Source organism: Bordetella genomosp. 6 (assembly GCF_002119705.1).
Lineage (GTDB): Bacteria > Pseudomonadota > Gammaproteobacteria > Burkholderiales > Burkholderiaceae_B > Bordetella > Bordetella bronchiseptica_F.
In genome coordinates this window covers 3,750,420-3,773,967 of the sequence record NZ_CP021107.1, presented here as the reverse complement: position 1 = coordinate 3,773,967, position 23,548 = coordinate 3,750,420, and the positions used below count along the sequence as shown (strand labels likewise).

The 23,548-nt window shown below is 69.8% G+C and carries 25 protein-coding genes; 6 read left to right on the top strand and 19 right to left on the bottom strand.

Features of this window, described 5'->3' with window-relative positions; translation table 11 throughout:
• Positions 1-30: 30 nt before the first annotated feature.
• The 5 genes from CAL11_RS17730 to cyoA are packed head-to-tail and all read right to left on the bottom strand — an operon-like array spanning position 31 to position 4,884.
• Positions 31-831: an SURF1 family protein gene (locus tag CAL11_RS17730; RefSeq protein ID WP_086093677.1), complete on the bottom strand. Its 801-nt coding sequence runs from the start codon at positions 829-831 to the stop codon at positions 31-33.
• Entirely contained in the window at positions 828-1,235 is a 408-nt protein-coding gene (cyoD, locus tag CAL11_RS17725; protein ID WP_086093676.1) for a cytochrome o ubiquinol oxidase subunit IV, read from the bottom strand. Before cyoD ends, CAL11_RS17730 begins: the two co-directional genes overlap by 4 nt.
• On the bottom strand, positions 1,232-1,870 hold the full coding sequence (gene cyoC / locus CAL11_RS17720; protein WP_086093675.1) for a cytochrome o ubiquinol oxidase subunit III: 639 nt from the start codon (positions 1,868-1,870) through the stop codon (positions 1,232-1,234). The genes cyoD and cyoC overlap by 4 nt, the downstream gene beginning before the upstream one ends.
• On the bottom strand, positions 1,863-3,863 hold the full coding sequence (cyoB, locus tag CAL11_RS17715) for a cytochrome o ubiquinol oxidase subunit I (RefSeq protein ID WP_167382531.1): 2,001 nt from the start codon (positions 3,861-3,863) through the stop codon (positions 1,863-1,865). The genes cyoC and cyoB overlap by 8 nt, the downstream gene beginning before the upstream one ends.
• 55 nt (positions 3,864-3,918) lie before the next feature.
• Entirely contained in the window at positions 3,919-4,884 is a 966-nt protein-coding gene (cyoA, locus tag CAL11_RS17710; RefSeq protein WP_080699642.1) for a ubiquinol oxidase subunit II, read from the bottom strand.
• Between the two features lie 236 nt (positions 4,885-5,120).
• Here cyoA and CAL11_RS17705 point away from each other — a divergent pair, with 236 nt between their 5' ends.
• Entirely contained in the window at positions 5,121-6,452 is a 1,332-nt protein-coding gene (locus tag CAL11_RS17705; RefSeq protein WP_086093673.1) for an MFS transporter, read from the top strand.
• A gap of 109 nt (positions 6,453-6,561) precedes the next feature.
• Positions 6,562-6,963 carry a hypothetical protein gene (locus CAL11_RS17700; RefSeq protein ID WP_086093672.1) on the top strand — a complete coding sequence of 134 codons (402 nt, stop codon included), beginning with the start codon at positions 6,562-6,564 and terminating at the stop codon, positions 6,961-6,963.
• A gap of 11 nt (positions 6,964-6,974) precedes the next feature.
• Here CAL11_RS17700 and CAL11_RS17695 read toward each other — a convergent pair whose 3' ends face one another.
• The 3 genes from CAL11_RS17695 to CAL11_RS17685 all read right to left on the bottom strand — a co-directional run bounded on the left by CAL11_RS17695 (position 6,975) and on the right by CAL11_RS17685 (position 9,422).
• Complete coding sequence (locus CAL11_RS17695) at positions 6,975-7,961, bottom strand: threonine/serine dehydratase (protein ID WP_086094615.1); 987 nt, start codon at positions 7,959-7,961, stop codon at positions 6,975-6,977.
• Between the two features lie 120 nt (positions 7,962-8,081).
• Positions 8,082-8,885: an EamA family transporter gene (locus CAL11_RS17690; protein ID WP_244172957.1), complete on the bottom strand. Its 804-nt coding sequence runs from the start codon at positions 8,883-8,885 to the stop codon at positions 8,082-8,084.
• A 111-nt stretch (positions 8,886-8,996) separates the two neighbouring features.
• A complete protein-coding gene (locus tag CAL11_RS17685) occupies positions 8,997-9,422 on the bottom strand; it encodes a universal stress protein (protein WP_086093670.1) in 426 nt (141 codons plus the stop codon).
• A gap of 179 nt (positions 9,423-9,601) precedes the next feature.
• Here CAL11_RS17685 and CAL11_RS17680 point away from each other — a divergent pair, with 179 nt between their 5' ends.
• The gene (locus CAL11_RS17680; protein WP_033460762.1) at positions 9,602-10,174 is read left to right on the top strand and encodes a chromate transporter; all 573 of its coding nucleotides are present in this window, start codon (positions 9,602-9,604) and stop codon (positions 10,172-10,174) included.
• Entirely contained in the window at positions 10,171-10,692 is a 522-nt protein-coding gene (locus tag CAL11_RS17675) for a chromate transporter (protein ID WP_033460759.1), read from the top strand. Before CAL11_RS17680 ends, CAL11_RS17675 begins: the two co-directional genes overlap by 4 nt.
• A 16-nt stretch (positions 10,693-10,708) precedes the next feature.
• Here CAL11_RS17675 and CAL11_RS17670 read toward each other — a convergent pair whose 3' ends face one another.
• From CAL11_RS17670 to CAL11_RS17645, 6 genes are all read right to left on the bottom strand, one after another.
• Positions 10,709-11,827, bottom strand: a complete 1,119-nt coding sequence (locus CAL11_RS17670) for a methyltransferase (protein WP_086093669.1) — start codon at positions 11,825-11,827, stop codon at positions 10,709-10,711.
• Positions 11,828-11,965: 138 nt separating this feature from the next.
• Positions 11,966-12,214: a formate dehydrogenase subunit delta gene (locus tag CAL11_RS17665; protein ID WP_086093668.1), complete on the bottom strand. Its 249-nt coding sequence runs from the start codon at positions 12,212-12,214 to the stop codon at positions 11,966-11,968.
• A gap of 11 nt (positions 12,215-12,225) precedes the next feature.
• On the bottom strand, positions 12,226-13,056 hold the full coding sequence (gene fdhD, locus CAL11_RS17660) for a formate dehydrogenase accessory sulfurtransferase FdhD (RefSeq protein ID WP_033460751.1): 831 nt from the start codon (positions 13,054-13,056) through the stop codon (positions 12,226-12,228).
• A gap of 15 nt (positions 13,057-13,071) precedes the next feature.
• Positions 13,072-15,948, bottom strand: coding sequence for a formate dehydrogenase subunit alpha (fdhF, locus tag CAL11_RS17655; RefSeq protein WP_086093667.1), 2,877 nt, complete (start codon positions 15,946-15,948; stop codon positions 13,072-13,074).
• Between the two features lie 17 nt (positions 15,949-15,965).
• On the bottom strand, positions 15,966-17,546 hold the full coding sequence (locus tag CAL11_RS17650; RefSeq protein ID WP_086093666.1) for a formate dehydrogenase beta subunit: 1,581 nt from the start codon (positions 17,544-17,546) through the stop codon (positions 15,966-15,968).
• Positions 17,543-18,100, bottom strand: coding sequence for a formate dehydrogenase subunit gamma (locus CAL11_RS17645; RefSeq protein WP_086093665.1), 558 nt, complete (start codon positions 18,098-18,100; stop codon positions 17,543-17,545). The genes CAL11_RS17650 and CAL11_RS17645 overlap by 4 nt, the downstream gene beginning before the upstream one ends.
• A 150-nt stretch (positions 18,101-18,250) precedes the next feature.
• Between CAL11_RS17645 and CAL11_RS17640 the strand changes: the two genes are divergently transcribed.
• Together CAL11_RS17640 and moaA are read left to right on the top strand one after the other, a co-directional pair.
• Positions 18,251-19,357, top strand: a complete 1,107-nt coding sequence (locus tag CAL11_RS17640; RefSeq protein WP_086093664.1) for a substrate-binding domain-containing protein — start codon at positions 18,251-18,253, stop codon at positions 19,355-19,357.
• A 10-nt stretch (positions 19,358-19,367) separates the two neighbouring features.
• Positions 19,368-20,465, top strand: coding sequence for a GTP 3',8-cyclase MoaA (gene moaA / locus CAL11_RS17635; RefSeq protein ID WP_015064345.1), 1,098 nt, complete (start codon positions 19,368-19,370; stop codon positions 20,463-20,465).
• Between the two features lie 81 nt (positions 20,466-20,546).
• Here moaA and CAL11_RS17630 read toward each other — a convergent pair whose 3' ends face one another.
• The 5 genes from CAL11_RS17630 to moaC are packed head-to-tail and all read right to left on the bottom strand — an operon-like array spanning position 20,547 to position 23,482.
• The gene (locus CAL11_RS17630; protein ID WP_086093663.1) at positions 20,547-21,752 is read right to left on the bottom strand and encodes a molybdopterin molybdotransferase MoeA; all 1,206 of its coding nucleotides are present in this window, start codon (positions 21,750-21,752) and stop codon (positions 20,547-20,549) included.
• A gap of 6 nt (positions 21,753-21,758) precedes the next feature.
• Complete coding sequence (gene moaB / locus CAL11_RS17625; RefSeq protein ID WP_086093662.1) at positions 21,759-22,280, bottom strand: molybdenum cofactor biosynthesis protein B; 522 nt, start codon at positions 22,278-22,280, stop codon at positions 21,759-21,761.
• Positions 22,277-22,768, bottom strand: coding sequence for a molybdenum cofactor biosynthesis protein MoaE (locus CAL11_RS17620; protein WP_015064342.1), 492 nt, complete (start codon positions 22,766-22,768; stop codon positions 22,277-22,279). Before CAL11_RS17620 ends, moaB begins: the two co-directional genes overlap by 4 nt.
• Complete coding sequence (locus tag CAL11_RS17615) at positions 22,765-23,016, bottom strand: MoaD/ThiS family protein (protein ID WP_003809331.1); 252 nt, start codon at positions 23,014-23,016, stop codon at positions 22,765-22,767. The genes CAL11_RS17620 and CAL11_RS17615 overlap by 4 nt, the downstream gene beginning before the upstream one ends.
• Positions 22,997-23,482 carry a cyclic pyranopterin monophosphate synthase MoaC gene (moaC, locus tag CAL11_RS17610; protein ID WP_015064341.1) on the bottom strand — a complete coding sequence of 162 codons (486 nt, stop codon included), beginning with the start codon at positions 23,480-23,482 and terminating at the stop codon, positions 22,997-22,999. Before moaC ends, CAL11_RS17615 begins: the two co-directional genes overlap by 20 nt.
• Positions 23,483-23,548 lie beyond the last annotated feature (66 nt).

The window sequence follows — 23,548 nt, the reverse complement described above, 5'->3', positions numbered from 1 at the left end:
GCGTCCGGGCGCAAACGACGGGCGCCAGGTTCACCCGCGCCGGCGCGCGCGCAGCTCGTGGCGCGCGACGATGCCCGCGCCCGCCAGCACCATGGCGGCCAGGCCGAACCAGGTGAGGGCATAGCCCAGGTGGTTGTTGGGGAAGCTGAGCACCGTCAGCCCGCCCACCGGCGCCTGCGCGGGGTTGCGCGGCGCGCCGGCGGCGGCGTCGGCGTCGATGAAATAGGGCGCCACCTCGCCCAGGCCGCGGCGCGCGGCGATGGCGGGCAGGTCGCGCGAGTACCAGAGGTCCGCGGCGGGCTTGTTCTCGCGCAGGAACCCGCCGGCCGGCTCGCCCATGCGCAGCAGGCCTTCGACCTGCGCCGGCGCGTCCGGCCGCGCGGCGTCGCCGGCCGATTGCTGGCGGCGCCATTCGGGCAGCACGAAACCGCGGTTGACCAGCACCGTGCCGCCGCCGTCCAGTCGCAGCGGCGTCATGACCCAATAGCCGCTGCCCAGTTCGGTGGCCGCCTGCACCAGGGTCTGGCCGGCGTAATGCCAGGTGCCGCTGGCGGCGACGCGCCGGTACTCGGCATTGGCGTTGCTCAGGCCGGACCAGTCGGCCGGCGCGGGGGCGGGCGTGGCCGGCGCGTGCGCGCGCGTCTCGACCTGCGCGATGAGATTGCGCTTCCAGGCCAGGCGGTGCACCTGCCACACGCCCAGCGCGCAGGTGCCGGCGAACAGCGCGGCCGCCAGCACGGCCAGGACGATCAGGGTCGCCACGCCGCGCGGTTGGCGCGCCGGGACCGGTTCGCGGCCGGCGGCCGCGTGTTGCTGCTTGGGATGTGTCAAGGCATGTTCCGTACGTCATGCACGGACATGGGCATCATGTTGGTGTTGAGGTGATACATGATCCAGATCGAGCCACTGAGCGTAATCACGACCAGCACCAGCGTGAAGATCAGCGCCAGCATGTTCCAGCCGCTTTCCGACTTGGCGTCCATGTGCAAGAAATAAACCAGGTGCACGACGATCTGCACCACTGCGAACGCCAGTATAACCAGCGCGGTGGTGCGCGAGCTGGCGAACACGCCGTCCATGACCAGCCAGAACGGGATCGCCGTGAGGATCGCGGCCAGCACGAAACCGGTCAGGTAGCTCGCCAGCGTGCCGTGCGGGCCGTCGTCGTCCTCGTGGTGATGGCCTGCGCCGTGCGGGGGAGACAGATTGGGCGTGTGCTGGGTGTGCTCGCTCATGGCAGGACTCCCATCAGGTAGACGAAGGTGAACACGCCGACCCAGATCAGGTCCAGGAAGTGCCAGAACATCGACAGGCACATCAGGCGGCGCCGGTTCTCGGGGATCAGGCCGTGCCGTGCGACCTGCACCATCAGCGTCGCCAGCCAGACGATGCCGAAGGTGACGTGCAGTCCATGCGTGCCGACCAGGGTGAAGAACGCGGACAGGAAGGCGCTGCGCTGCGGGCCGGCGCCCTGGTGGATCAGGTGGGCGAATTCGTACAGCTCCAGGCCCAGGAAGCCGGCGCCCAGCAGCCCGGTGACGGCCAGCCAGGCCTGGGTGGCGCCCAGGCGCCGCCGGCGCATCTCCAGCATGGCGAAGCCGTAGGTGATGGACGACAGCAGCAGCAGCGAGGTATTGACCGCCACCAGCGGCAGGTCGAACAGGTCCGCGCCGGTCGGCCCGCCGTCGTAGTTGCGGCCCACCACGCCGTAGGTGGCGAACAGGCACGCGAACACCAGGCAGTCGCTCATCAGGTAGACCCAGAAGCCCAGCAGGGTGCCGTTCTTCGGGTGGTGCTCGCCCGGGACGTAGAACAGGCGTTCCGGATCCGGCGCGTGCGGGGGCAGGGTGGTGGCGGTGGGCTCAGACATGGCGGGACAGGAGCGCGGTGCGGGCGGCTTCGCAGCGGACGACTTCCTCGGCCGCTACGTAGTGGTCCCGCTGGTAGTTGAAGGTATGGGCGATGGTGACGCCGATCAGCGCGGCGAACGCCAGCACGACCAGCGGCCACATGTGCCAGATCAGGGCGAAGCCCAGCACGCCGCTGAGCCCGGCCAGCACGATGCCGGCCCAGGTGTTGCTGGGCATGTGGATGGGCACGAAGCCTTGCTGCGGGCGGACGTAGCCGCATTGCTTCATCTGCCACCAGGCGTCCAGATCGTGCACGCGCGGCGTGAACGCGAAGTTGTAGGCCGGCGGCGGCGACGAGGTGGACCACTCCAGCGTGCGGCCGTCCCAGGGGTCGCCGGTATCGTCGCGCAGCGCTTCGCGGCGGCGATAGCTGACCACCAGCTGTACCAGGAAGCTGGCGATGCCCAGGGCGATCAGCAATGCGCCCAGCGCCGCGGCCTGGAACCAGATCTGCAGCGAGGCGTCCTCGAAATGGTTGACCCGGCGTGTCACGCCCATCAGTCCCAGCACGTACAGCGGCATGAAGGCCAGGTAGAAGCCCACCAGCCAGAACCAGAACGAGCACTTGCCCCAGAACGGGTCGAGCCGGTAGCCGAACGCCTTGGGAAACCAGTAGGTGATGCCGGCCATCAGGCCGAACAGCACGCCGCCGATGATGACGTTGTGGAAGTGCGCGATCAGGAACAGGCTGTTGTGCAGCGCGAAGTCGGCCGGCGGCACCGCCAGCAGCACGCCGGTCATGCCGCCGATGACGAAGGTCACCATGAAGCCCAGGGTCCACAGCATGGGCACTTCGAAGTGGATGCGGCCGCGGTACATGGTGAACAGCCAGTTGAAGATCTTGGCGCCGGTCGGGATCGAAATGATCATCGTGGTGATCCCGAAGAACGAGTTGACGCTCGCGCCCGAGCCCATGGTGAAGAAGTGGTGCAGCCAGACCAGGTACGACAGCACGGTGATGACCACCGTGGCGTACACCATCGAGGCGTAGCCGAACAGGCGCTTGCGGCAGTACGTGGCCACCACTTCGGAGAAGATGCCGAACGCCGGCAGGATCAGGATGTACACCTCGGGATGGCCCCAGATCCACACCAGGTTCACGTACATCATGGCGTTGCCGCCGCCGTCCGCGGTGAAGAAGTTGGTGCCGACGTAGCGGTCCATCGACAACAGCGCCAGCACCGCGGTCAGCACCGGGAAGGCCGCCACGATCAGGATGTTGGTGCACAGCGCCGTCCAGGTGAAAATCGGCATGCGCATCAGCCTCATGCCCGGCGCGCGCATCTTGACGATGGTCACCAGCAGGTTGACGCCGGAAAGCAGGGTGCCCACCCCGGCGATCTGCAAGGCCCAGATGTAGTAGTCGACCCCCACGTCCGGACTGTGCAGGATGCCCGACAGCGGCGGATAGGCCAGCCAGCCGGTGCGCGCGAACTCGCCCACGAACAGCGACATCATCACCAGCACCGCGCCGGTGGCGGTCATCCAGAAGCTGAAATTGTTGAGAAACGGAAAGGCCACGTCGCGCGCGCCGATCTGCAGCGGCACGATGTAGTTCATCAGGCCGGTCACCAGCGGCATGGCGACGAAGAAAATCATGATCACGCCATGGGCGGTGAAGATCTGGTCGTAGTGGTGCGGCGGCAGGTAGCCCAGGTTGTCGCCGAAGGCGATGGCCTGCTGCAGCCGCATCATGATGGCGTCGGCGAAGCCGCGCAGCAGCATCACGATTCCCAGCACCACGTACATGATGCCGATCTTCTTGTGGTCGATGCTGGTGAACCATTCGCGCCACAGGTAGCCCCAGGCTCGCATATAGGTGATGGCGCCCAGCAGCGCGATGCCGCCGATGGCCACGACGATGAACGTGACCAGCAGGATGGGCTCGTGATACGGAATGGCCTCCCAGCTCAGGCGGCCGAGGAGCAGCGTTTGGTCCGGTTGATCAGTCATGTCGATTTCCGCGTGAGCCATGAATGAAAGCCCGCGCGCGCCGGCGGCGTGCGCGCTACAGCACCAGGTCCTGCTCGCCGCGGCATACCTGCCCGGCCAGTTGGGTCGCCAGCGCCTTGGCGGGAGACGGTTTGCCGTGGTCCATGCAGGCGCGGCCCGGTTCGACGCAGCGCCCGACGATGCGCGCGAACAGGTCGGGCGCCACGCTGGCGTAGTGGCGCACCGGCTCGCGCTCGCTCGGCTGCGCCAGCGCCAGGTAGGCGTTGCCGTCGAGCGCGCCGCCGGCCTGCCTGACCCGCGCGATCCACTGGTCGAAGCCGGCCTGGTCCAGGCCATGGAAACGAAAGCGCATGCCGGAGAAGCCGCCGCCGCTGTAGTTGGCGGACAGGCCCTCGTATTCGCCGGGGTGGTTGATGACCGCGTGCAGCGTGGTCTGCATGCCGGGCATGGCATAGATCTGGCCGGCCAGCGCCGGCACGAAGAACGAATTCATCACCGACGAGGAGGTGATCTGGAACTTGATGGGGCGGTCCACCGGCGCCGCCATTTCATTGACGGTGGCGATGCCCTGCTCGGGATAGACGAACAGCCATTTCCAGTCCAGCGCGGCTACCTGCACCACCAGCGGCCTGGTGCCCGGCGGCACGTCGCGGCCATCGGCGATGCGCGCCAGCGGACGGTACGGGTCGAGCTGGTGGGTGCTGACCCAGGTCAGCGCGCCCAGGGCGATGATGATCAGCAGCGGCGCCGACCAGATCAGCAGCTCCAGCACGGTCGAGTGGTTCCAGTCCGGCTCGTAGCGCGCCGCGGTGTTGCCGGCCCGGTAGCGCCAGGCGAACAGCAGGGTCAGGGCGATCACCGGCACGATGATCAGCAGCATCAGGCCGGTCGAGATGATGATGAGATTGCGTTGTTGCAGCGCTATGTCGCCCGACGGCGAAAGCAGCACCGCATTGCATCCCGCAAGCAGGGGCAGCACGCCCAGCATGGTCAATCCGCGGAGTCTTTGGAATAACGGCATAGCCCTACCCCGAAACGTAACCGTGGGAAATGAATCTGAACGCTACGCTGGAAGACGCGAAAAATCTAGGGTAAAAAGAGTAAAAGTGTGCGGTGGCGGTGTTTTTTCGCCCAGGCGGCGCGGGTCATGGCGCGGCCCGGCGCGGCGTTGCCCGGCTTCGCATGCGGTGAATTGCACGAACGCAGAAAGGCGAATTCAGACCTCCGAATTCAACCTCCGGACCAGCGAGCAATCACATGGCGACCACCACGCAGCACCCCGGCTATGCCCCCGCAACGTCCCATCCGGGCTCCTCGGGCGGCGCCAGCCACTCGCACGTGGCGCCCGGCGAGATCGCGGTCGGCGTGGTCATCGGCAGGGCCTCCGAATACTTCGATTTCTTCGTCTTCGGCATCGCCTGCGTGCTGGTGTTTCCCAGCGTGTTCTTTCCGTTCGAGAGCGAACTCGACGGCATGCTGTGGGCGTTCGTGATTTTTTCCTTCGCGTTCATCGCGCGTCCGTTCGGCACCGCGCTGTCGATGGCGGTGCAGCGTCGCTGGGGGCGCGGCGCCAAGCTGACCGCGGCCCTGTTCCTGCTGGGCACGGCGACCTGCGGCATGGCCTTCCTGCCCGGCTACGACGCCATCGGCATGTATGCGATCCTGTTGCTCAGCCTGTTTCGCTGCCTGCAGGGCCTGGCGCTGGGCGGCTCGTGGGATGGCCTGCCATCGCTGCTGGCGCTGAACGCGCCGGCGGGGCGGCGCGGCTGGTACGCCATGCTGGGCCAGCTGGGCGCGCCCATCGGCTTCATGATCGCCAGCGCCCTGTTCCTGTTCCTCATCTCGACGCTCAGCCGCGAGGATTTCCTCGACTGGGGCTGGCGCTATCCCTTTTTCGTCGCCTTCGCCATCAACGTGGTCGCGCTGTTCGCGCGCCTGCGGCTGGTCGTGACCGAGGAATACACCCAGTTGATGGAAGAGGGCGAACTGGAGCCGATCCGCACCACCGAGATGTTGCGCGAGCAAGGCTACAACATGCTGATCGGCGCGTTCGCGGCGTTGGCCAGCTATGCGCTGTTCCACCTGGTGACCGTGTTCCCGCTGTCGTGGATCGCGGCCGGCGCCAGCCAGATGAGCAGCGATGTGCTGGTGGTGCAGATCGCCGGCGCGGCGCTGGCCATCTTGTGCACCCTGGCCTCGGGCTGGCTGGCCGACCGCATCGGCCGGCGCACCACGCTGGGCCTGATGGCGCTGCTGATCGGCGTGTTCGCGCTGTTCACGCCCTGGCTGCTGGGCGGCGGGCCGCTGGCGCAGGATGCCTTCATCCTGATCGGCTTCGCGCTGCTCGGCTTGTCGTACGGGCAGGCGTCGGGCACGGTGACGGCCAACTTCATCCGCCGTTTCCGCTATACCGGCGCCGCGCTCACGGCCGACATGGCCTGGCTGCTGGGCGCCGCGTTCGCGCCGCTGGTGGCGCTGGGGCTGTCGGCGCGCTTCGGCCTAGTGGCCGTCAGCGTCTACCTGCTGTCGGGCGTGGCCTGCACGCTGCTGGCGCTGCGCGTCAACCGGCTGCTGGAAACGCGCGACTAGCGGCAGGCCGGACGGCATCAGGGTAAACCAGCACGCCGGGGCCGCCGGCGCGATCGCCGGTAGAATCCTGCGCATGGGGCGGTTTGCGCCCCGGTTCCGACGTGCTCCCATGAATGCCCCGCCCATCCTTCGCCAATCCTGTCCGCCAGGCGCCTGCGTGTGCGAACGCGAACGCCTGCAGGCCGACCCGCAGGGCGACCTGCGCATCCTCAAGCTGACCCGCGAGGAAGAAAAACGGCTGACGTCCCGGCTCGAGAACCTCGCCAGCCTGGATGACCTGCGCGCCATGCAGGGGCGCATGTACGCCCTGCTGGGGCTGGTGGTGCGCATCGTGCCCAGCGCGCGCGGCGTGCGCACCGTGCGCGGCATCGCCATCGAGCTGGACGCCCAGCCGGGCCTGTGCCGCAAGACCCGCGCGGCCATTCCGGCCGCCATCCGGCGCGGCTTCGAGCGCAATCCCGAAATCGTCTACGCCCTGCTCAACGAGCGCGACCTGCTCTCGGGCGCCTGAGGGGGGCGGGCTCAGTCCGGGCCCAGGTGGCGCGCGAAGGTGGCCGGGTCGGTGTTGGTGCCGCACAGCAGCACCCCCACGCGCTGGCCGGCCAGTTCTTCTCGCAAGGGCCCCACCAGCGCGGCCGTGGCGGCCGCGCAGGCCGGCTCGGTGGCCAGCTTGAGCTGTTCGAACAGCAGCCGCATGGCCGCGCGCAGCGCATCGTCGTCCACCTTGACCAGCCGGTCGACATGGCGCCGGCACAGGTCGTAGGTGTACTGCTCGGTGTGCGGCGCCATCAGGCTGTCGGCGATGCTGTGCATGGGGCCCATTTTGATCGGGCCGCCGGCGGCGAAGCTGCGGTGCATGGCGTCGGCGCCTTCGGGCTCGACGCCGATGACCTGGCATTGCGGCGCGGCCAGCTTGATCGCGGTGGCTATGCCGGAGATCAGCCCGCCGCCGCCGATGGGCACGATGACCGCATCGAGTTCGCCGGCTTGCTGGAGCCATTCGTGGCCCAGCGTGGCGGTGCCCAGCACCGTGCGATAGCCATCGAACGGATGCACGAAGTAGCGGCCCTCCCCGCTTTCGATGCGGCGCACCGTCTCGAAGGCCCGCGGGCCGTCCTCGGCCAGGACGACCTCGGCGCCGTACTGGCGGCACAGCGCCACGCGCGCCGGGCTGGCGGTCTTGATCATGACTACCTTGGCCGGCATGCCCAGCCGCATGGCCGCGTAGGCGACGGCCACGGCGTGGTTGCCGGCCGAGACGCAGGTCACGCCGGCCTGGCGCCGCGCATCGTCGAGCGCCAGCAGGTGGGAGAAGGCGCCGCGCGCCTTGAAGGTGCCGCTGGCCTGCAGCAGTTCGAACTTGAAGCAGACGGCCGTGCCGGCCACCGGCTCGAAATCGCTTCTCTCCAGGATCGGCGTGGCGCGCACCCAGCGCTGCAGCTGGGCGTACAGGTAGGCGATGGCGGAACTGTCGGGGACGGCGGCGGTATCGGAGGTCACGTCGAGGATCCTTGCGGCCGCCGCTGGCGCGGGGCAGCCAGGCGAGGGGCTATGGGGGGGCGCCATCGGACATGGTAACCGCGATGCGCGCCGGCGGCGTGCCGGCCATGGGCCGGCAGCCCTGCCGCCTCAGCCGCGCCGCCGGCCGGTGGCGGTGATGCCGGCCGAGGCCGCGACGATGGCGGCCACCGCCAGCCACTGGGTGGCGTTGAGCGTCTCGCCGAGAAAGAGCAGGCCCGACAGGGCGCCGAAGACCGGCTCGAGGCTGAGCAGGGTGCCGAACGTGCGCGCCGGCATGCGCGTGAGCACCTGCATTTCCAGCGCATAGGGCAGCGCGCTGGAAAGAATGGCCACGGCCAGCCCCAGCGGAATGATGGCCGGCGAGAACAGCGCCGCGCCGGCGTGGGCCAGTCCGAAAGGCAGGACCGCGGCCGCGGCGACGGTGGCCGCCAGCGCCACCGTGCGGGTGCCGTGGCGCAGGCCGGCGCGCTGGCCGAACACGATGTACAGCGCCCAGCAGGCGCCGGCCGCCAGCGCATAGGCCACGCCGGCCGGGTCCAGCGGCCCGGCGGCCGCGTCATGGGGGATCAGCAGCAACAGGCCGCCGGCGGCCAGGCCGATCCAGGCAAAGTCGTGCCAGCGCCGCGAGGTCAGCACGGCCACCGCCAGCGGCCCGGTGAATTCCAGCGCCACCGCGATGCCCAGCGGAATGGTGCGCAGCGACAGGTAGAACAGCAGGTTCATGCAGCCCAGCGCCAGGCCGTACAGGATCACCACGCGCCAGCCGGCCGCGTCCAGGCGCAACCGCCAGGGCCGCAGCAGCGGCAGCAGGATCAGCGCGGAAAAACCCAGGCGCAGGGCGGCCGTGCCCTGGGCCCCCACCGCCGGAAACAGCGTCTTGGCCAGCGAGGCGCCGCCTTGCAGCGACGCCATGGCGACCAGGAGCAGGACAACGGGAAGCAGGGCGGACCCGGCGCGCGGGGTGGGGCGTTTCATGGCTGCGGCGGTGAAAAAGGCCGCGCCATTCTACGGCAGACGCGGCGGCTACTTGACCAGCGTGACGGGCGTCTCGGTCAGGTGCAGCACCTTGGTCGCGACCGAGCCCAGCATGACCGACGAGATCGAGCCCAGCCCGCGCGAGCCCATGACGATTTCGTCCACGTCCAGGCGCTTGGCCAGGTCGACCAGGCTTTCGGCCACCTGCCCCAGCTCGCTGTGCGTTTCGTAGGGTACGCCGGCCGCCTCCAGCAGCTTCTGCGCGCCGCTCAGGGCGAATTCGCTTTCCTCGCGGTAATAGGCGTCGATCTCGGCCTGCGACAGGCCCATGTGCACGCCTTGTGGATACAGCGGCACCTGGGCCGTGGCCAGGTGCACGCGCTCGAGCGACGGATACAGCTTGGCGTCCAGCACGGCGCGTACCGCCGCCAGGGCGTGTTCCGAGCCATCGACGGGAACCAGGACTTGCTTCATGCGGGCCTCCTGAATGGGCGGGTTGTCCGGGACTGACAGGAATACTGTAGCCCACCCGGCGCGCCAGGCGTCTGCGCGGGATCAAACGATTTGCGTATCGGGGCGGCCGGGAGTAGGCTTTCGGGCCGCTGGCCATCCTCTCTTTCCGGTCCGGCGCCGCGGCGCCGGATGCCTCATCCATGACTGCCGTGCCAACCGACTCCGACGCCTCCTCCCTTGCCACGCCGCCCTCGTGCGGCGCCCTGTTCAACGGTTTCTTCTGGCTCGGGGTGACCGCCTTCGGCGGCGCCCTGCCGCTGGCGCGCAGCATGATGGTCGAGCGCCGCCGCTGGCTCTCGCCCGACGAGTTCACCGATCTGCTGGGCCTGTGCCAGTTCCTGCCGGGCGGCAACATCATCAATATGTCGGTGGCGGTGGGCATGAAATTCCGCGGCCCGCGCGGCGCCTTCGCCGCCCTGATGGGCCTGATCCTGGCGCCGTCCATCATCGTGATACTGCTGGGCATGGTGTACCAGCGCTACGAGCAGGACCCGCGCGTCCAGCATCTGTTCACGGGCCTGGCGGCGGCCGCCGCCGGCCTGCTGGTGTCGATGGCGCTCAAGATCGCCCGGCCGCTGCGCGGCAAGTGGGCCGGCATCGCCATCGCCGCGGCCTGCTTCGTGGCGATCGCCCTGTTGCGCCTGCCGCTGTTGCCCACCATGCTGGTGCTCACGCCGCTGAGCATCGCGCTGACCTGGAGGCTGCGCCGATGACGGACATCCTGCTTGCGCTGGCGGGGATCTTCGCGCAGCTGTCGTTGCTGGCGTTCGGCGGCGGCAATACCATCCTGCCGGAAATGCAGCGCCAGGTGGTCGATGTGCACCACTGGATGACGGCGGCCGACTTCAGCGCGCTGTTCGCCCTCGGCCAGGCCGCGCCCGGTCCCAACCTGATGGTGGTGACGCTGGTGGGCTGGCACGTGGCGGGCTGGCAAGGCGTGCTGGTGACCACGCTGGCCAAGTTCGGCCCGTCGTCGGTGGTGGCCGCGGTGGCGCTGGGACTTTGGGAACGCTTCAAGGACCAGCCCTGGCGCGGCGTGGTCCAGGCCGGCATTTTTCCCATGACCGTGGGCCTGATGGCCGCCAGCGCCGCGCTCATCTCGCATGCGTCGGTGCATGGCTGGCTGACCGCCGCCATCGTGGCCGGCGTGGCGGCCGTGGCCACGTTGACGCGCGTGCATCCGCTGTGGCTGCTGGCCGCGGGGGCGCTGGTCGGGTTCGTGGCGCTCTGAGCGGCGCCGGGCAGGCTTAGCGGGCCGCCAGCCGCCACAGCGAGGTGACTTCGGCCGCGCGCGCCGCGTGCAGCGGGTCGGCGGGGTCGCTGGCGCGCGGATGGACCGGACGCGTATCGACGCGACCCGCCACCCGCAGGCCGGCCTGCTCGATCCGCGCCAGCAGCCAGTCCCGGCTGCGCAGGCCCAGGTGTTCGGCCAGGTCGGACAGGATCAGCCAGCCTTCGCCGCCCGGGTTCAGGTGGCCCGCCAGTCCGGCCAGCCAGCCCGTCAGCATGCGGCTGTCGGGGTCGTAGATGGCGTACTCCACCGGCGCCGAGGGCCGCGCCGGCAGCCAGGGCGGGTTGCACACCACCAGGTCGGCGCGGCCGGGCGGAAACAGATCCGCCCGGAGCAGCCGGACACGCTCGTCCAGGCCCAGCCGCCGCAGGTTGTCGGCGGCGCAGGCCAGGGCGCGGGGATCCAGGTCGGTGGCCGTTACGTCCAGGCCGCGTCGCGCCAGCACGGCTGCCAGCACGCCCGTGCCGGTGCCGATGTCGAAGGCCGTGGCGCCGGCCGGCAGCGGCGTGTTCGCCACCAGGTCGACATATTCGCCGCGCACCGGGGAAAACACGCCATAGCGGGGGTGGATGCGCGCGTCCAGCGCCGCGATGGGCACGCCTTTGTGCTGCCACTGCGCCGCGCCGATCAGGCCCAGCAGCTCGCGCAGCGACACCAGATAGGGGGCGGCGGCCGGGCCGTAGGCGTCCAGGCAGGCCTGCCCGACGTCCGGCGCGCGCCGCAGGGCCACGTGATGGCCGGGTTCGACCGGCACCAGCAGCATGCCCAGCGTGCGGGCGCGCTGGCCCTGCCGCATGCGATGCTGGTTGAACGCGTCCAGGGGGCTGGCGGCGGGCTTGGCGGGCCGCTTGTCGAAGCGCCGGCCCATGGCCTGCAGCAGCTGGCGCGCATTGTGGAAGTCGCCGCGCCACAGGATGGCCGTCCCTTCGCAGGCCAGGCGCCAGGCGGCGTCGGCCTTCAGCGTGTCGTCGGCCGCCACGATGCGGTGCGGCGCCGGCGCGCCGCTTTCCGAGCGCCACAGGGCCTGGCGGGTAGCGCCGTTCTCGGCCCATTGCACGGTGGGGAGTTCATTCATGGGCGAAACGGCGGCAGGCAGGCGGCAGGTGGCGGAAACCGGCACTGTAGCAGTTTCAAGGCGGTGCCTGTCCTCGTGGGGACAGGCACCGCGGGAGTGGCAGGTGCCTGTCCTCGTGGGGACAGGCGCCGCGGGATCTCACGCCTTGGGCGTCAGCCGGGCCTGGGCGTCGCGGACGGCGTTCAGCACGATGCCGTTCAGGCGCGCCTGTCCGTCGTCGCCGTCGGGGTGCCGGGCCACGAAGGCCAGCAGCTGGATGCGCATGCGCGGTTCCCAGAATTTCTGGATGTGGGTGGCGATATTGGCCTGCGCTTCGGCGCGGTCGGGGTAGGCGTCGAAGAAATCGCCAATGCGGTTGGCCATGCGGATCAGGTTGCCGATTTCCATAGCGTATGCGTTCAGGCAGCGATGCGCTGCGGGTGGGAATAGATGGTGGCGTCGCTGTTGCGCACGAAGCCCAGCAGGGTGACGTTGGCCTGGCGGGCCAGGCGGATGGCCAGCGCGGTGGGCGCCGAGACGGCCGCCAGGATCGGAATGCCGGCCGAGGCGGTTTTCTGCACCATTTCGAAGCTGGCCCGGCTGGAGACCACCGCCATGCCGGGCAGGGGGGCGATGCCCTGGCGCGCCAGGGCGCCGATCAGCTTGTCCAGCGCGTTGTGGCGCCCCACGTCCTCGCGCGCCAGCACGACTTCGCCGCTGGCGTCGGCCCAGCCGGCGGCATGGGTGGCGCCGGTGGCGTCGTGCAGCGTCTGGCGCGAGCGCAGCGACTGCATGGCGCGCAGCACGTTTGCCACCGGCACGGCGGCGCTGTCGGCGACCGGCGCCACGTCGCGCACGACTTCGGGCAGGGTCTCCACGCCGCACAGGCCGCAGCCGGTGCGCCCGGCCATGGCGCGGCGGCGCTCTTTCAGGCGCACTTCGCACGAGGTGGCGATCTCCACCTGCACCACGATGCCGTCGCAGCGGGTTTCCAGCTCGACCCCGCGCACGTCGGCCATGCCGCCGACGATGCCCTCGGTCAAGGCAAACCCCAGGGCGAAATCGTCCAGGTGGGTCGGCGTCACCAGCATGGTGGCGTGGCTGATGCCGTTGAACTCCAGCGCCACCGGCGTTTCCTCGGCCACGTGGTCGCTTTGCCCGGCCGCCTGCAGCGCGCCGCCGCGCACCCGCACCACCTGCGTGGCGAGGTGGTCGGGCCAATCGGCCGAAGAGGTGTGCAGACGGTCCATGGCGGCGCTCCGGGGCTATTTGTTGGCGAGCGCCGGTTCGGTCTCGCGGCTGCGTTCATGCAGCAGCTTCTGCTGGATGTCCGCAAAGCGTGACCATTGCCGTTGCCATTCCGACGGTTGCGACACGCGGGTCACCTGCACGGCGGTGACCTTGTATTCGGGGCAGTTGGTGGCCCAGTCGGAGTTGTCGGTGGTGACGACGTTGGCGCCCGATTCGGGGAAGTGGAACGTCGTATATACCACGCCTGGCTGTACCCGGTCGGTCAGGGTGGCCCGCAGCACGGTCTCGCCGGCCCGGCTCTGGATGCCGACCCAGTCGCCGTCGGCCAGGCCGCGCTCCTGGGCGTCGTGCGGATGGATCTCCAGCACGTCCTCGCCATGCCACATGACGTTGGGCGTGCGGCGGGTCTGGGCGCCCACGTTGTACTGCGACAGGATGCGCCCGGTGGTCAGCAGCAGCGGATAGCGGCGCGTGCTGCGTTCGTCGGTGGCGACATACTTGGTCAGCATGAAGCGCCCGCGGCCGCGCACGAACTCGTCGATGTGCATGGTGGGCGTGCCCTCGGGCGCCTCGTCGTTGCAGGGCCACTGGATGCTGCCCAGGCGGTCCAGCTTCTCGTAGGTCACCCCGGCGAAGGTGGGCGTGAGGCGGGCGATCTCGTCCATGATTTCGCCCGGATGCGCGTAGTGCATGGGGTAGCCGAGGGCGTTGGACAGCGCCATGGTGATTTCCCAGTCGGCCATGCCGTTGCGCGGCCGCATGACCTTGCGCACGCGCGAAATGCGCCGTTCGGCGTTGGTGAAGGTGCCGTCCTTCTCCAGGAACGACGAGCCCGGGAGGAAGACGTGCGCGTACTTGGCGGTTTCGTTCAGGAACAGGTCCTGCACCACGATGCATTCCATCGCCGACAGCGCCGCGGCCACGTGCTGCGTGTTGGGGTCGGACTGCACGATGTCCTCGCCCTGGCAGTACAGGCCGAGGAAGCTGCCGCCCAGCGCCGCCTCGAACATGTTGGGAATGCGCAGGCCCGGTTCGGGCTGCAGCGTCACGCCCCAGTCGCGTTCGAATTCGCCGCGCACGGCGTCGTCGGAGATGTGGCGATAGCCGGGCAGCTCGTGCGGGAACGAGCCCATGTCGCACGAACCCTGCACGTTGTTCTGGCCGCGCAGCGGGTTGACCCCCACGCCTTCGCGGCCGATGTTGCCGGTGGCCATGGCGAGGTTGGCGATCGCCATCACGGTAGTCGAGCCCTGGCTGTGCTCGGTCACGCCCAGGCCGTAGTAGATCGAGCCGTTGCCGCCGGTGGCGTACAGGCGCGCGGCGCCGCGCACCAGCTGGGCCGGCACGCCGGTGACCTCCTGCATGGCCTCGGGCGAGTTCTCGGCGCGCGCCACGAATTCGCGCCACATGTCGAACGACGGCGCCTCGCAGCGCTCGGCCACGAAGGATTCGGCGACCAGGCCTTCGGTGACGATGACGTGCGCCATCGCGGTCAGCAGCGCCACGTTGGTGCCCGGGCGCACCTGCAGGTGGAAGTCGGCCTTCACGTGCGGCGCGCTGACCAGCTCGATGCGGCGCGGGTCGATCACGATCAGGCGGGCGCCTTCGCGCAGGCGGCGCTTGAGCCGCGAGGCGAACACCGGGTGCGCGCTGCTGGGGTTGGCGCCCATCACGATGACCACGTCGGTATGCATGACCGAGTCGAAGGTCTGCGTGCCGGCCGATTCGCCCAGCGTCTGCTTCAGTCCGTAGCCGGTGGGCGAGTGGCACACGCGCGCGCAGGTGTCGACGTTGTTGGTGCCGAACGCGGCGCGCACCAGCTTCTGGACCAGCCAGGTTTCCTCGTTGGTGCAGCGCGACGAGGTAATGCCGCCGATGGCGTCGCGGCCGTGGGCGGCCTGGATGCGGCGGAATTCGGAAGCGGCGTAGCCGATCGCCTCGTCCCACGAGACTTCGCGCCACGGGTCGGTGATGCGCTGGCGGATCATGGGCTTGAGCACGCGCTCCTTGTGGGTGGTGTAGCCCCACGCGAAGCGGCCCTTGACGCACGAGTGGCCGCGGTTGGCCTGGCCGTCCTTCCACGGCACCATGCGGACCACTTCCTCGCCCTTCATCTCGGCCTTGAAGCCGCAGCCCACCCCGCAGTAGGCGCAGGTGGTGATGACCGAGTGCTCGGCCTGGCCGAGCATGATGATGGACTTCTCCTGCAGCGTCGAGGTCGGACAGGCCTGCACGCAGGCGCCGCACGACACGCATTCGCTGTCCATGAACGGCTGGTCCTGCCCGGGCGACACGCGCGAGGCGAAGCCCTTGCCGGAGATGGTCAGCGCGAACGTGCCCTGGGTTTCCTCGCAGGCGCGCACGCAGCGGTTGCAGACGATGCATTTGGACGGGTCGTACGTGAAGTACGGGTTCGATTCGTCCTTGGCCTCGGCCAGGTGGTTCTCGCCGTCGTAGCCGTAGCGCACTTCGCGCAGGCCCACCACGCCGGCCATGTCCTGCAGCTCGCAATCGCCGTTGGCCGGGCAGGTCAGGCAGTCGAGCGGGTGGTCGGAGATGTACAGCTCCATGACGCCGCGGCGCAGGTCGCGCAGCCTGGCGTTCTCGGTCTGCACCACCATGCCGGCCTCGACCGGCGTGGTGCACGACGCGGGATAGCCGCGCCGGCCTTCGATCTGCACCAGGCACAGGCGGCACGAGCCGAACGGCTCCAGGCTGTCGGTGGCGCACAGTTTCGGGATATTGATGCCGGCCTCGGCGGCCGCGCGCATCACCGAGGTGCCGGCCGGCACGCTGACCGGCTGGCCATCGATGGTCAGGGTGACGAGTTGGGCGGATTCGCGCGCGGGCGTGCCCAGGTCGCGGTCGCGCTTGATGACGGTTTCGAGCATGGCGGTCTCGTAGGCGTTCAGGCCGGCTGCGCGGCGGGTTGCGGGGCGAGCCCGAAGTCTTCGGGGAAGTGGTTCAGGGCCGACAGCACCGGATAGGGAGCCATGCCGCCCAGCGCGCACAGCGAGCCTGCCAGCATGGTGTCGCACAGGTCGCGCAGCAGGTGCACGCGCTGTTCGCGCTGCGGGCCGCCGGCGATGATCTTGTCGATGGTCTCCACGCCGCGGGTCGAGCCGATGCGGCAGGGCGTGCATTTGCCGCACGATTCGATGGCGCAGAACTCCATCGCGTAGCGGGCCATGCGCGCCATGTCGACCGTGTCGTCGAAGGCCACCAGGCCGCCATGGCCGACCATGGCCGAGATCTGCACGTAGGCCTCGTAGTCCAGCGGCACATCCCATTGCGATTCGGGCAGGTAGGCGCCCAGCGGGCCGCCCACCTGTACCGCGCGCAGCGGCCGGCCGCTGGCGCTGCCGCCGCCGAAGCCGTAGAGCAGGTCGCGCAGCGTCAGGCCGAAGGCCTTCTCGACCAGGCCGCCGTGCTTGAGGTTGCCGGCCAGCTGGAACGGCAGCGTGCCGTGCGAGCGGCCCACGCCGAAGTCGCGGTAGTAGGCCGCGCCGCGCGCCATGATGGTGGGCACCGTGGCCAGCGAAATCACGTTGTTGATGACCGTGGGCTGGCCGAACAGGCCGGCGATGGCCGGCAGCGGCGGCTTGGCGCGCACCACGCCGCGCTTGCCTTCCAGGCTTTCCAGCAGCGAGGTCTCCTCGCCGCAGATATAGGCGCCGGCGCCCTCGCGGACTTCCAGGTCGAAGCGCTGCCCGCTGCCGTGGATGTCGTCGCCCAGCCAGCCGACTTCGCGGGCGCGCGCGATGGCCTGCCGCAGCGTGGCGATGGCGTGCGGATACTCCGAGCGCACGTAGATATAGCCGTACGTGGCGCCCACCGCCAGGCCGGCGATGGTCATGCCTTCGATCAGCGAGTAGGGGTCGCCTTCCATCAGCAGGCGGTCGGCGAACGTGCCCGAGTCGCCCTCGTCGGCGTTGCAGACGATGTACTTGCGCGGCGCCGGCGTGGTCAGCACGGTCTTCCACTTGATGCCGGTCGGGAACGCCGCGCCGCCGCGCCCGCGCAGGCCCGAGGCGCTGACTTCGTCGACGATCTGCTCGGCGCTCATGGCCAGCGCCCGGTTCAGCCCGGCCAGTCCGCCGTGCGCGGCATAGTCCTGCAGCGACAGCGGGTCGATCACGCCGACGCGGGCGAAGGTCAGGCGCTCCTGGTGCTTGAGGTACGGGATCTCGTCGGTCAGGCCCAGCCGCAGCGGATGCGCGCCGCCGTCCAGCCAGCCGGCGTCGAACAGCGCGGCCACGTCTTCGGGCTGCACCGGGCCGTAGGCGATGCGGCCGGCCGGCGTGGCCACTTCGACCAGCGGCTCCAGCCACAGCATGCCGCGCGAGCCGTTGCGCACGATGCGCACCGGCAGATCCCGCGCCGCGGCCTGTTGCGCGATGGCCTGCGCCACGGCGTCGGCGTCCATGGCCAGCGCCGCGGCATCGCGCGGCACATAGATGGTGACGGGGGTGGTCAGCGGCGCGTTCATGGCGTGGCCTCGATGGTGCGGGCCAGCAGGCGGTCCAGCTTGGCGGGGGTGACGCGGGCGTGCGGCTGGCCGTCGATCATCACGGCCGGCGACTGGGCGCACAGGCCCAGGCAATACACCGGCTCCAGCGTACAGCTGCCGTCGGCGGCGGTGGCGTGGAAGTCGCAGCCCAGCCGCTGGCGCGCATGGGCGGCCAGCGCGTCGCCGCCCATGGCCTGACAGGATTCGGCCCGGCAGATTTCCAGCACATGGCGGCCCGCCGGCTCGCTGCGGAAATGGGGATAGAAAGTGATCACGCCGTGTACCTCGGCGCGCGACAGGCTGAGCGTCTCGGCGATGGTCTGGACCGCCTCGGGCGGAATGCAGCCCAGTTCGTCCTGCACCGCGTGCAGCACGGGCAGCAAGGCGCCGGGCTGGTCTTTCATGGCGGCCAGCAGGCGCGCGGTCGTGGCGATGGCGGGGCTGGCCGAATGCTCGGCGCTCTCCAGCGCCAGGGCGCCGCCGCGGGCGCCGGCGCTGGAGGCGAGATCGGTCTTCGCCGGATGGGCAGGCATGGCAATGTCTCCGGATGCGGGGCGGCGGCAGGCGCGCGCCCGGGTCGTTCATATGGGCGAATATATGTTATTCAGTACATATTTGATTCGCGCGCAAAGGCCTTTTCCGCTACTCTAGTCGTCTATCTTGTTGGGTTCAATAAGAAATAAATGACATATAAATTCCGCATCGGCCTGCGGCCGCAATGGGTGCTGGAAGGCGGCGAGGGCGCCGCCGGCCAGCCCCTGCAGGACATGCTGGCGCTGCTGGCGGCCATCGACGCCAGCGGCAACATCGCCGGCGCGTGCAAGACCTGCGGGCTGTCATACCGCCACGCCTGGGGCGTGCTGCGCCGTTTCGAGGCGCTGTTCGGCACGCCGCTGCTGGTCACGCGCCGGCGCCTGGGCACGGCGCTCTCGCCGTTCGCCCAGCGCCTGCTGTGGGCCAACCGGCGCATCGACGCGCGCCTGATGCCCACGCTGGAGAGCCTGGCCTCCGAGCTGCAGGAAGAACTGGAACGCCTGCTGCCCGAAAGCCGGCCGCACCTGCGCCTGCACGCCAGCCACGGCTTCGCGGTCGAGGCGCTGATGCAGCACCTGGGCACGCGCCTGCCCGGCGTGGAGCTGCGCTACCGCACGGCCGCCGAGGCGCTGGCCTCGCTGCGCGGCAACGATTGCGACCTGGCCGGTTTCCAGGTGCCCCAGGGCGAGTTCGAGGCGCCCATCCTGCGGCTCTATGCCCAATGGCTGGACCCCGACGAACACCTGCTGATCCACCTGGCCGTGCGCAATACCGGGCTGTTCGTGGTGGCGGGCAACCCCAAGGGCATCGGCGGGGTGGCGGACCTGGCGCGCGCGGACGTGCGCTTCGTCAACCGCCAGGCAGGCTCCAGCACGTACTACCTGGTCAATCTCATGCTGCAGCGCGCCGGGGTCGAGCCGGCGGCCGTGCAGGGCTACCAGAACAACGAATTCACCCACATGGCGGTCGCTGCCCATATCGCCAGCGGCATGGCCGACACCGGCATCGGGGTCGAAACCGCGGCGCGGCGCTTCGGGCTGGACTTCATCCCGCTGGTGCGCGAGCGCTATTTCTTCGCCATCCGCAAGACGGCGCTGGAGAGCGCGGCCATGCGCGCGCTGCTCGAAGGCATGCGCAGCCCCGAATACCGCGGGTTCGTCGGCCAGCTGCCCGGCTACGATGCCAGCGATACCGGCGCCATCCAGACCCTGGAGCAGGCGTTCTCCCGCGATTTCCGGCCGCGTGCCGCGCTATGATCGACTATCTATGAGCAAAGTCATCTTCCTGACCGATCGCCGCCAGGCCGACCTGGCGGCGCCGAGCGCGGACCTGCCGCCGGCCGGCGAGCCCGCGCGGGACGCCCGCGCCCGGCCGCTGCGCGACCTGCGCATTTCCGTGACCGACCGCTGCAACTTCCGCTGCACGTACTGCATGCCGCGCGAAGTGTTCGACAGCAGTTATGCGTTCATGCCGCACTCGGCGCTGCTGTCGTTCGAGGAGATCACCCGGCTGGCCGCGCAGTTCGCCCGCCTGGGCGTCGAGAAGATCCGCCTGACCGGCGGCGAACCGCTGCTGCGCAAGAACATCGAAACCCTGGTCGGCATGCTGGCCGAATTGCGTACGCCCGCTGGCCGCCCGCTGGACCTCACGCTGACCACCAATGGCAGCCTGCTGGCGCGCAAGGCGGCGGCGCTGAAGCAGGCCGGCCTGTCGCGCGTCACCGTCAGCCTGGACGCGCTGGACCCGGCGCTGTTTGCGCGCATGAGCGACAGCAACTTCAGTCCCGACGACGTGATGCGCGGCATCGACGCCGCCGCCGACGCCGGGCTGGCGCCGGTCAAGGTCAACATGGTGGTGCGGCGCGGCCTGAACGACGCCGAGATCCTGCCCATGGCGCGGCGCTTTCGCGGCAGCGGACATATCCTGCGCTTCATCGAATACATGGACGTGGGCAGCACCAACGGGTGGAACCTGTCCGAAGTCGTGCCCAGCGACGAAGTCCTGGCGCGCATCGCCGAGCACCATCCGCTGGCGCCGCTGGATACGCCGGTCATGGGCCGGGTGGCCGAACGCTGGCGCTACGACGATGGCGGCGGCGAAATCGGCGTCATCTCCAGCGTGACGCATGCCTTCTGTTCGGGCTGTACGCGGGCGCGCCTGTCGCCCGAGGGCCGGCTGTTCCTGTGCCTGTTCGCCTCGCATGGCCACGACCTGCGCGCGCCGCTGCGCGAAGGCGCCGACGACGACGCCCTGGCGCGCATCCTGACCGGCATCTGGGGCCGGCGCGACGACAACTACTCCGAACGGCGCGGCCAGGGCGGCGGCGCGGCCGACCGCATCGAGATGAGCTACATCGGCGGGTGAGCGCGGTGCCTGCTCCCGTGGGGAGTGGCACCTGCGGCGTGCCTCGGAGCCAGTCCCCATGCCGGGACAGGCGCCCGAGGATCAGGTCAGCCAGTGCCTGAGGTCGTAGTAGCCGACGCGCTCGCCGTCGTTGACGGGGACGCCGGCGGGCAGGCGGGCCAAGCCGGTGGACCAGGGCACGGAGGTGATGATGGCCGAGTCCTGGTTGCCGAAGGGCAGCAGTTCGCCGGCGCCGTCGTCGGTGGCGCGCCATTGCACGCGCAGGAACTCCTCGCGGCTGTCCTGGCGCGGCCGTTCGGTGCGCAGCGGCAGGCGGCTGACGGCCGGATAGAGCTCCACGCGGCCTTGCATGCGCCGCACCAGCGGCGACACCAGCAGCGCGAACACCGCATAGCTTGAGACCGGGTTGCCCGGCAGGCACACGACCGGCTTGCCGTCGATGTGCGCCAGCGCGACCGGCTTGCCCGGCTTCATGCGCACTTTCCACAGCCCCAGTTCGCCGCCCAGCGATTCCAGCACCGGCTTGACCAGGTCGCGCTCGCCGACCGAGACCCCGCCCGAGCTGAGCACCAGGTCGCTGTCGGACAGCAGGGTGCGCAGCGCCGCGCGCAGCGCGTCTTCGTCGTCGCGCGCATGCAGCACGTGCGAGACCTGCGCGCCCATGCCGCGCACCAGCGCCGCCAGCATCGGGCCGTTGGAGTTGTAGATCTGCTGCGCGGCGCGCGGCTGCCCGGGCGCGACCAGTTCGTCGCCCGTGGTCAGCACGCCGATGCGCAGCCTGGCCCGCACCGGGATGCTGGCCAGGCCCTGGGTTCCCAGCAGGCCGACGTGGCCGGCATGCAGCAGGGTGCCGGCGGCCAGCAGCGGCCGGCCGGCGGTGGTGCCGTCGCCGCGCTTGCGTATCCATTGGCCGAGCGCGGGCGCCTGGGTGATCTCCACCTGGCCGTCGGCTTCGCGCGCGTCTTCCTGCATGACGACGGTGTCGGCGCCGGCGGGAATGAGGCTGCCGGTGAACAGGCGGGTGGCCTGGCCGGGCACGAGCGCCTGCGGCATGTCGCCGGCGTAGGCGCGCTGCTGGATCGGCATGCGCGCGCCGGCCCGGTAGTCGGCCAGGCGGATGGCGTAGCCGTCCATGGCGCTGTTGTCGGCCGGGGGCAGGTCCACGGTGGCGGCCAGGTCGCTGGCCAGCACGCGGCCGTCGGCCTGTTCGAGCGCCACGTGTTCGGCGCCGGCCACGGGTTCGCCGGCCTGCGCCAGCAATTGCTGGGCTTGGTCGAATTCAAGCATGATGGGTCAGTCCGCGGCCGGCTTGGCGCGGTAGTGCATGGCGAAGTTGCAGGGTTTGTGGGCGTCGTCGAGCTGTTCGCGGATGATGCGGTTCCATCCCAGCTTGCAGGCATGGTTGGAGCCCGGCATGCAGAAGATGACGGTATCGTTGGCGGTGCCGGCCAGCGCGCTGGACTGCACGGCCGAGCTGCCGATCTCCTCGTACGAGAGCTGGCGGAACAGCTCGCCGAAGCCTTCGATGGTCTTGTCGAACAAGGGTTCGATGGCCTGGGCGGTGCAGTCGCGCGGCGTGAAGCCGGTGCCGCCTGACACCAGGATGACCTGGACTTCGGGGTCGGCGATCCATTCGCTGATGACGCGGCGGATCTGGTAGAGATCCTTCCTGACCAGGTCGCGCCGCACGCACATGTGCCCGGCGTGCGCCAGGCTCTCGGCCAGCATGTTGCCCGAGGTGTCGTCGCCGGCGCTGCGCGAGTCGCTGACGGTGAGGATGGCGCAGGCCAGCGAAACCTGCTTGGCGTCGTTCATGGATGCTCCTTGGTGGGCGTGCCCGGGTCGTCCCAGGACTGGGTGCGGTCGGCGTCGGATTGGCGCTGCTCCACCCAGAAGCTGTCGCCGGCCGCCAGGGTTTCGCGTTTCCAGAATGGCGCCCGGGTCTTCAGGGCGTCGATGATGTATTCGCAGCCGCGAAAGGCGTCGCCGCGATGCGCGCTGGCGGCCGCCACGAACACGATCTGCGCGCCGCGCGGCAGGGCGCCCACCCGGTGGGCGATGACCGTGCCGGCCAGGTCCCAGCGCTCGCGCGCGGTGGCCGCGATGGTTTCCAGCTCGCGTTCGCACATGCCGGGATAGTGGTCGAGATACAGCGTCTCGGTGGCCCGCTCGGGCGCGAAGTCGCGCACGTAGCCCACGAACGTGACGATTGCGCCGGCCTGTCCGCCGACCCGCTCGCGCAGCGCCGCCAGCAGGGCGGCCCCGTCGAAATCGGCTTCCTGGACGATAACCATGATGTTCAACCCCCGGTCACCGGTTCGAAGACCGCGACCTCGTCGCCCGGGCGCACCGCCGCGCCCACCTTGACATGCGTCTGGTTGACGGCCAGCTTCAGGCGCTCGGCCGGCTCCAGCTGCGGATAGCGTGCCGCCAGCGCGGCCAGCAGCTGCGCGCCGGTCACGGTTTCGGCCAGCGGCCAGTCTTCGGTGCGCTTGCCGACGAGTTCGGCCACGCGCGCGAAATACAGAACCTTAATCGTTGCGCCACTCACCGCTTTTTCCTCCAGCCTTGTATTGCAGGCGTATCTGTTCGATGACGATGCCCTTGTCGGCGGCCTTGCACATGTCGTAGATGGTCAGCGCCGCGACGCTGCAGGCCGTCATGGCCTCCATTTCCACGCCGGTCTTGTACTGGGTGCGGCAGGTGGCGCGGACATGCACGCTGTGCGCGGCTTCGTCGAGCTCGAAATCGATGCCCACGAAGGCCAGCGGCAGGCTGTGGCACAGCGGGATCAGTTCGGCGCAGCGCTTGGCCGCCAGCACGGCCGCCACGCGCGCGGTATTGAGCACCTCGCCCTTGCCCTGGCCGGGCTGGGTCAGCAGCCCGTAGGCGGTCGCGTTCATGCGCACGCTGCCGCGCGCGATGGCGACCCGGTCGGTGTCGGTCTTGTGGCCGACATCGACCATACGGATCTGGCCCGATTCGTCCAGGTGGCTCAGGGTGGGGGTAGTAGACATGGCGCAGCCGCTGTGGATCGTCAAATATTGAAAGTACCCGGCCTTCGGGTATGCCTCGAGGCCAAG

Coding starts and splice junctions, on each gene's coding strand:
- CAL11_RS17705 (WP_086093673.1), top strand. CDS start 5,121: ATGGCGACCACCACGCAGCACCCCGGCTATGCCCCCGCAACGTCCCAT.
- CAL11_RS17680 (WP_033460762.1), top strand. CDS start 9,602: ATGACTGCCGTGCCAACCGACTCCGACGCCTCCTCCCTTGCCACGCCG.
- moaC (WP_015064341.1), bottom strand. CDS start 23,482: ATGTCTACTACCCCCACCCTGAGCCACCTGGACGAATCGGGCCAGATC.
- CAL11_RS17675 (WP_033460759.1), top strand. CDS start 10,171: ATGACGGACATCCTGCTTGCGCTGGCGGGGATCTTCGCGCAGCTGTCG.
- CAL11_RS17630 (WP_086093663.1), bottom strand. CDS start 21,752: ATGCTTGAATTCGACCAAGCCCAGCAATTGCTGGCGCAGGCCGGCGAA.
- cyoA (WP_080699642.1), bottom strand. CDS start 4,884: ATGCCGTTATTCCAAAGACTCCGCGGATTGACCATGCTGGGCGTGCTG.
- CAL11_RS17645 (WP_086093665.1), bottom strand. CDS start 18,100: ATGCCTGCCCATCCGGCGAAGACCGATCTCGCCTCCAGCGCCGGCGCC.
- CAL11_RS17670 (WP_086093669.1), bottom strand. CDS start 11,827: ATGAATGAACTCCCCACCGTGCAATGGGCCGAGAACGGCGCTACCCGC.
- CAL11_RS17650 (WP_086093666.1), bottom strand. CDS start 17,546: ATGAACGCGCCGCTGACCACCCCCGTCACCATCTATGTGCCGCGCGAT.
- cyoD (WP_086093676.1), bottom strand. CDS start 1,235: ATGAGCGAGCACACCCAGCACACGCCCAATCTGTCTCCCCCGCACGGC.
- fdhD (WP_033460751.1), bottom strand. CDS start 13,056: ATGGACCGTCTGCACACCTCTTCGGCCGATTGGCCCGACCACCTCGCC.
- fdhF (WP_086093667.1), bottom strand. CDS start 15,948: ATGCTCGAAACCGTCATCAAGCGCGACCGCGACCTGGGCACGCCCGCG.
- CAL11_RS17700 (WP_086093672.1), top strand. CDS start 6,562: ATGAATGCCCCGCCCATCCTTCGCCAATCCTGTCCGCCAGGCGCCTGC.
- cyoB (WP_167382531.1), bottom strand. CDS start 3,863: ATGACTGATCAACCGGACCAAACGCTGCTCCTCGGCCGCCTGAGCTGG.
- CAL11_RS17665 (WP_086093668.1), bottom strand. CDS start 12,214: ATGGAAATCGGCAACCTGATCCGCATGGCCAACCGCATTGGCGATTTC.
- moaA (WP_015064345.1), top strand. CDS start 19,368: ATGAGCAAAGTCATCTTCCTGACCGATCGCCGCCAGGCCGACCTGGCG.
- CAL11_RS17685 (WP_086093670.1), bottom strand. CDS start 9,422: ATGAAGCAAGTCCTGGTTCCCGTCGATGGCTCGGAACACGCCCTGGCG.
- CAL11_RS17640 (WP_086093664.1), top strand. CDS start 18,251: ATGACATATAAATTCCGCATCGGCCTGCGGCCGCAATGGGTGCTGGAA.
- CAL11_RS17690 (WP_244172957.1), bottom strand. CDS start 8,885: ATGGCGTCGCTGCAAGGCGGCGCCTCGCTGGCCAAGACGCTGTTTCCG.
- moaB (WP_086093662.1), bottom strand. CDS start 22,280: ATGAACGACGCCAAGCAGGTTTCGCTGGCCTGCGCCATCCTCACCGTC.
- cyoC (WP_086093675.1), bottom strand. CDS start 1,870: ATGTCTGAGCCCACCGCCACCACCCTGCCCCCGCACGCGCCGGATCCG.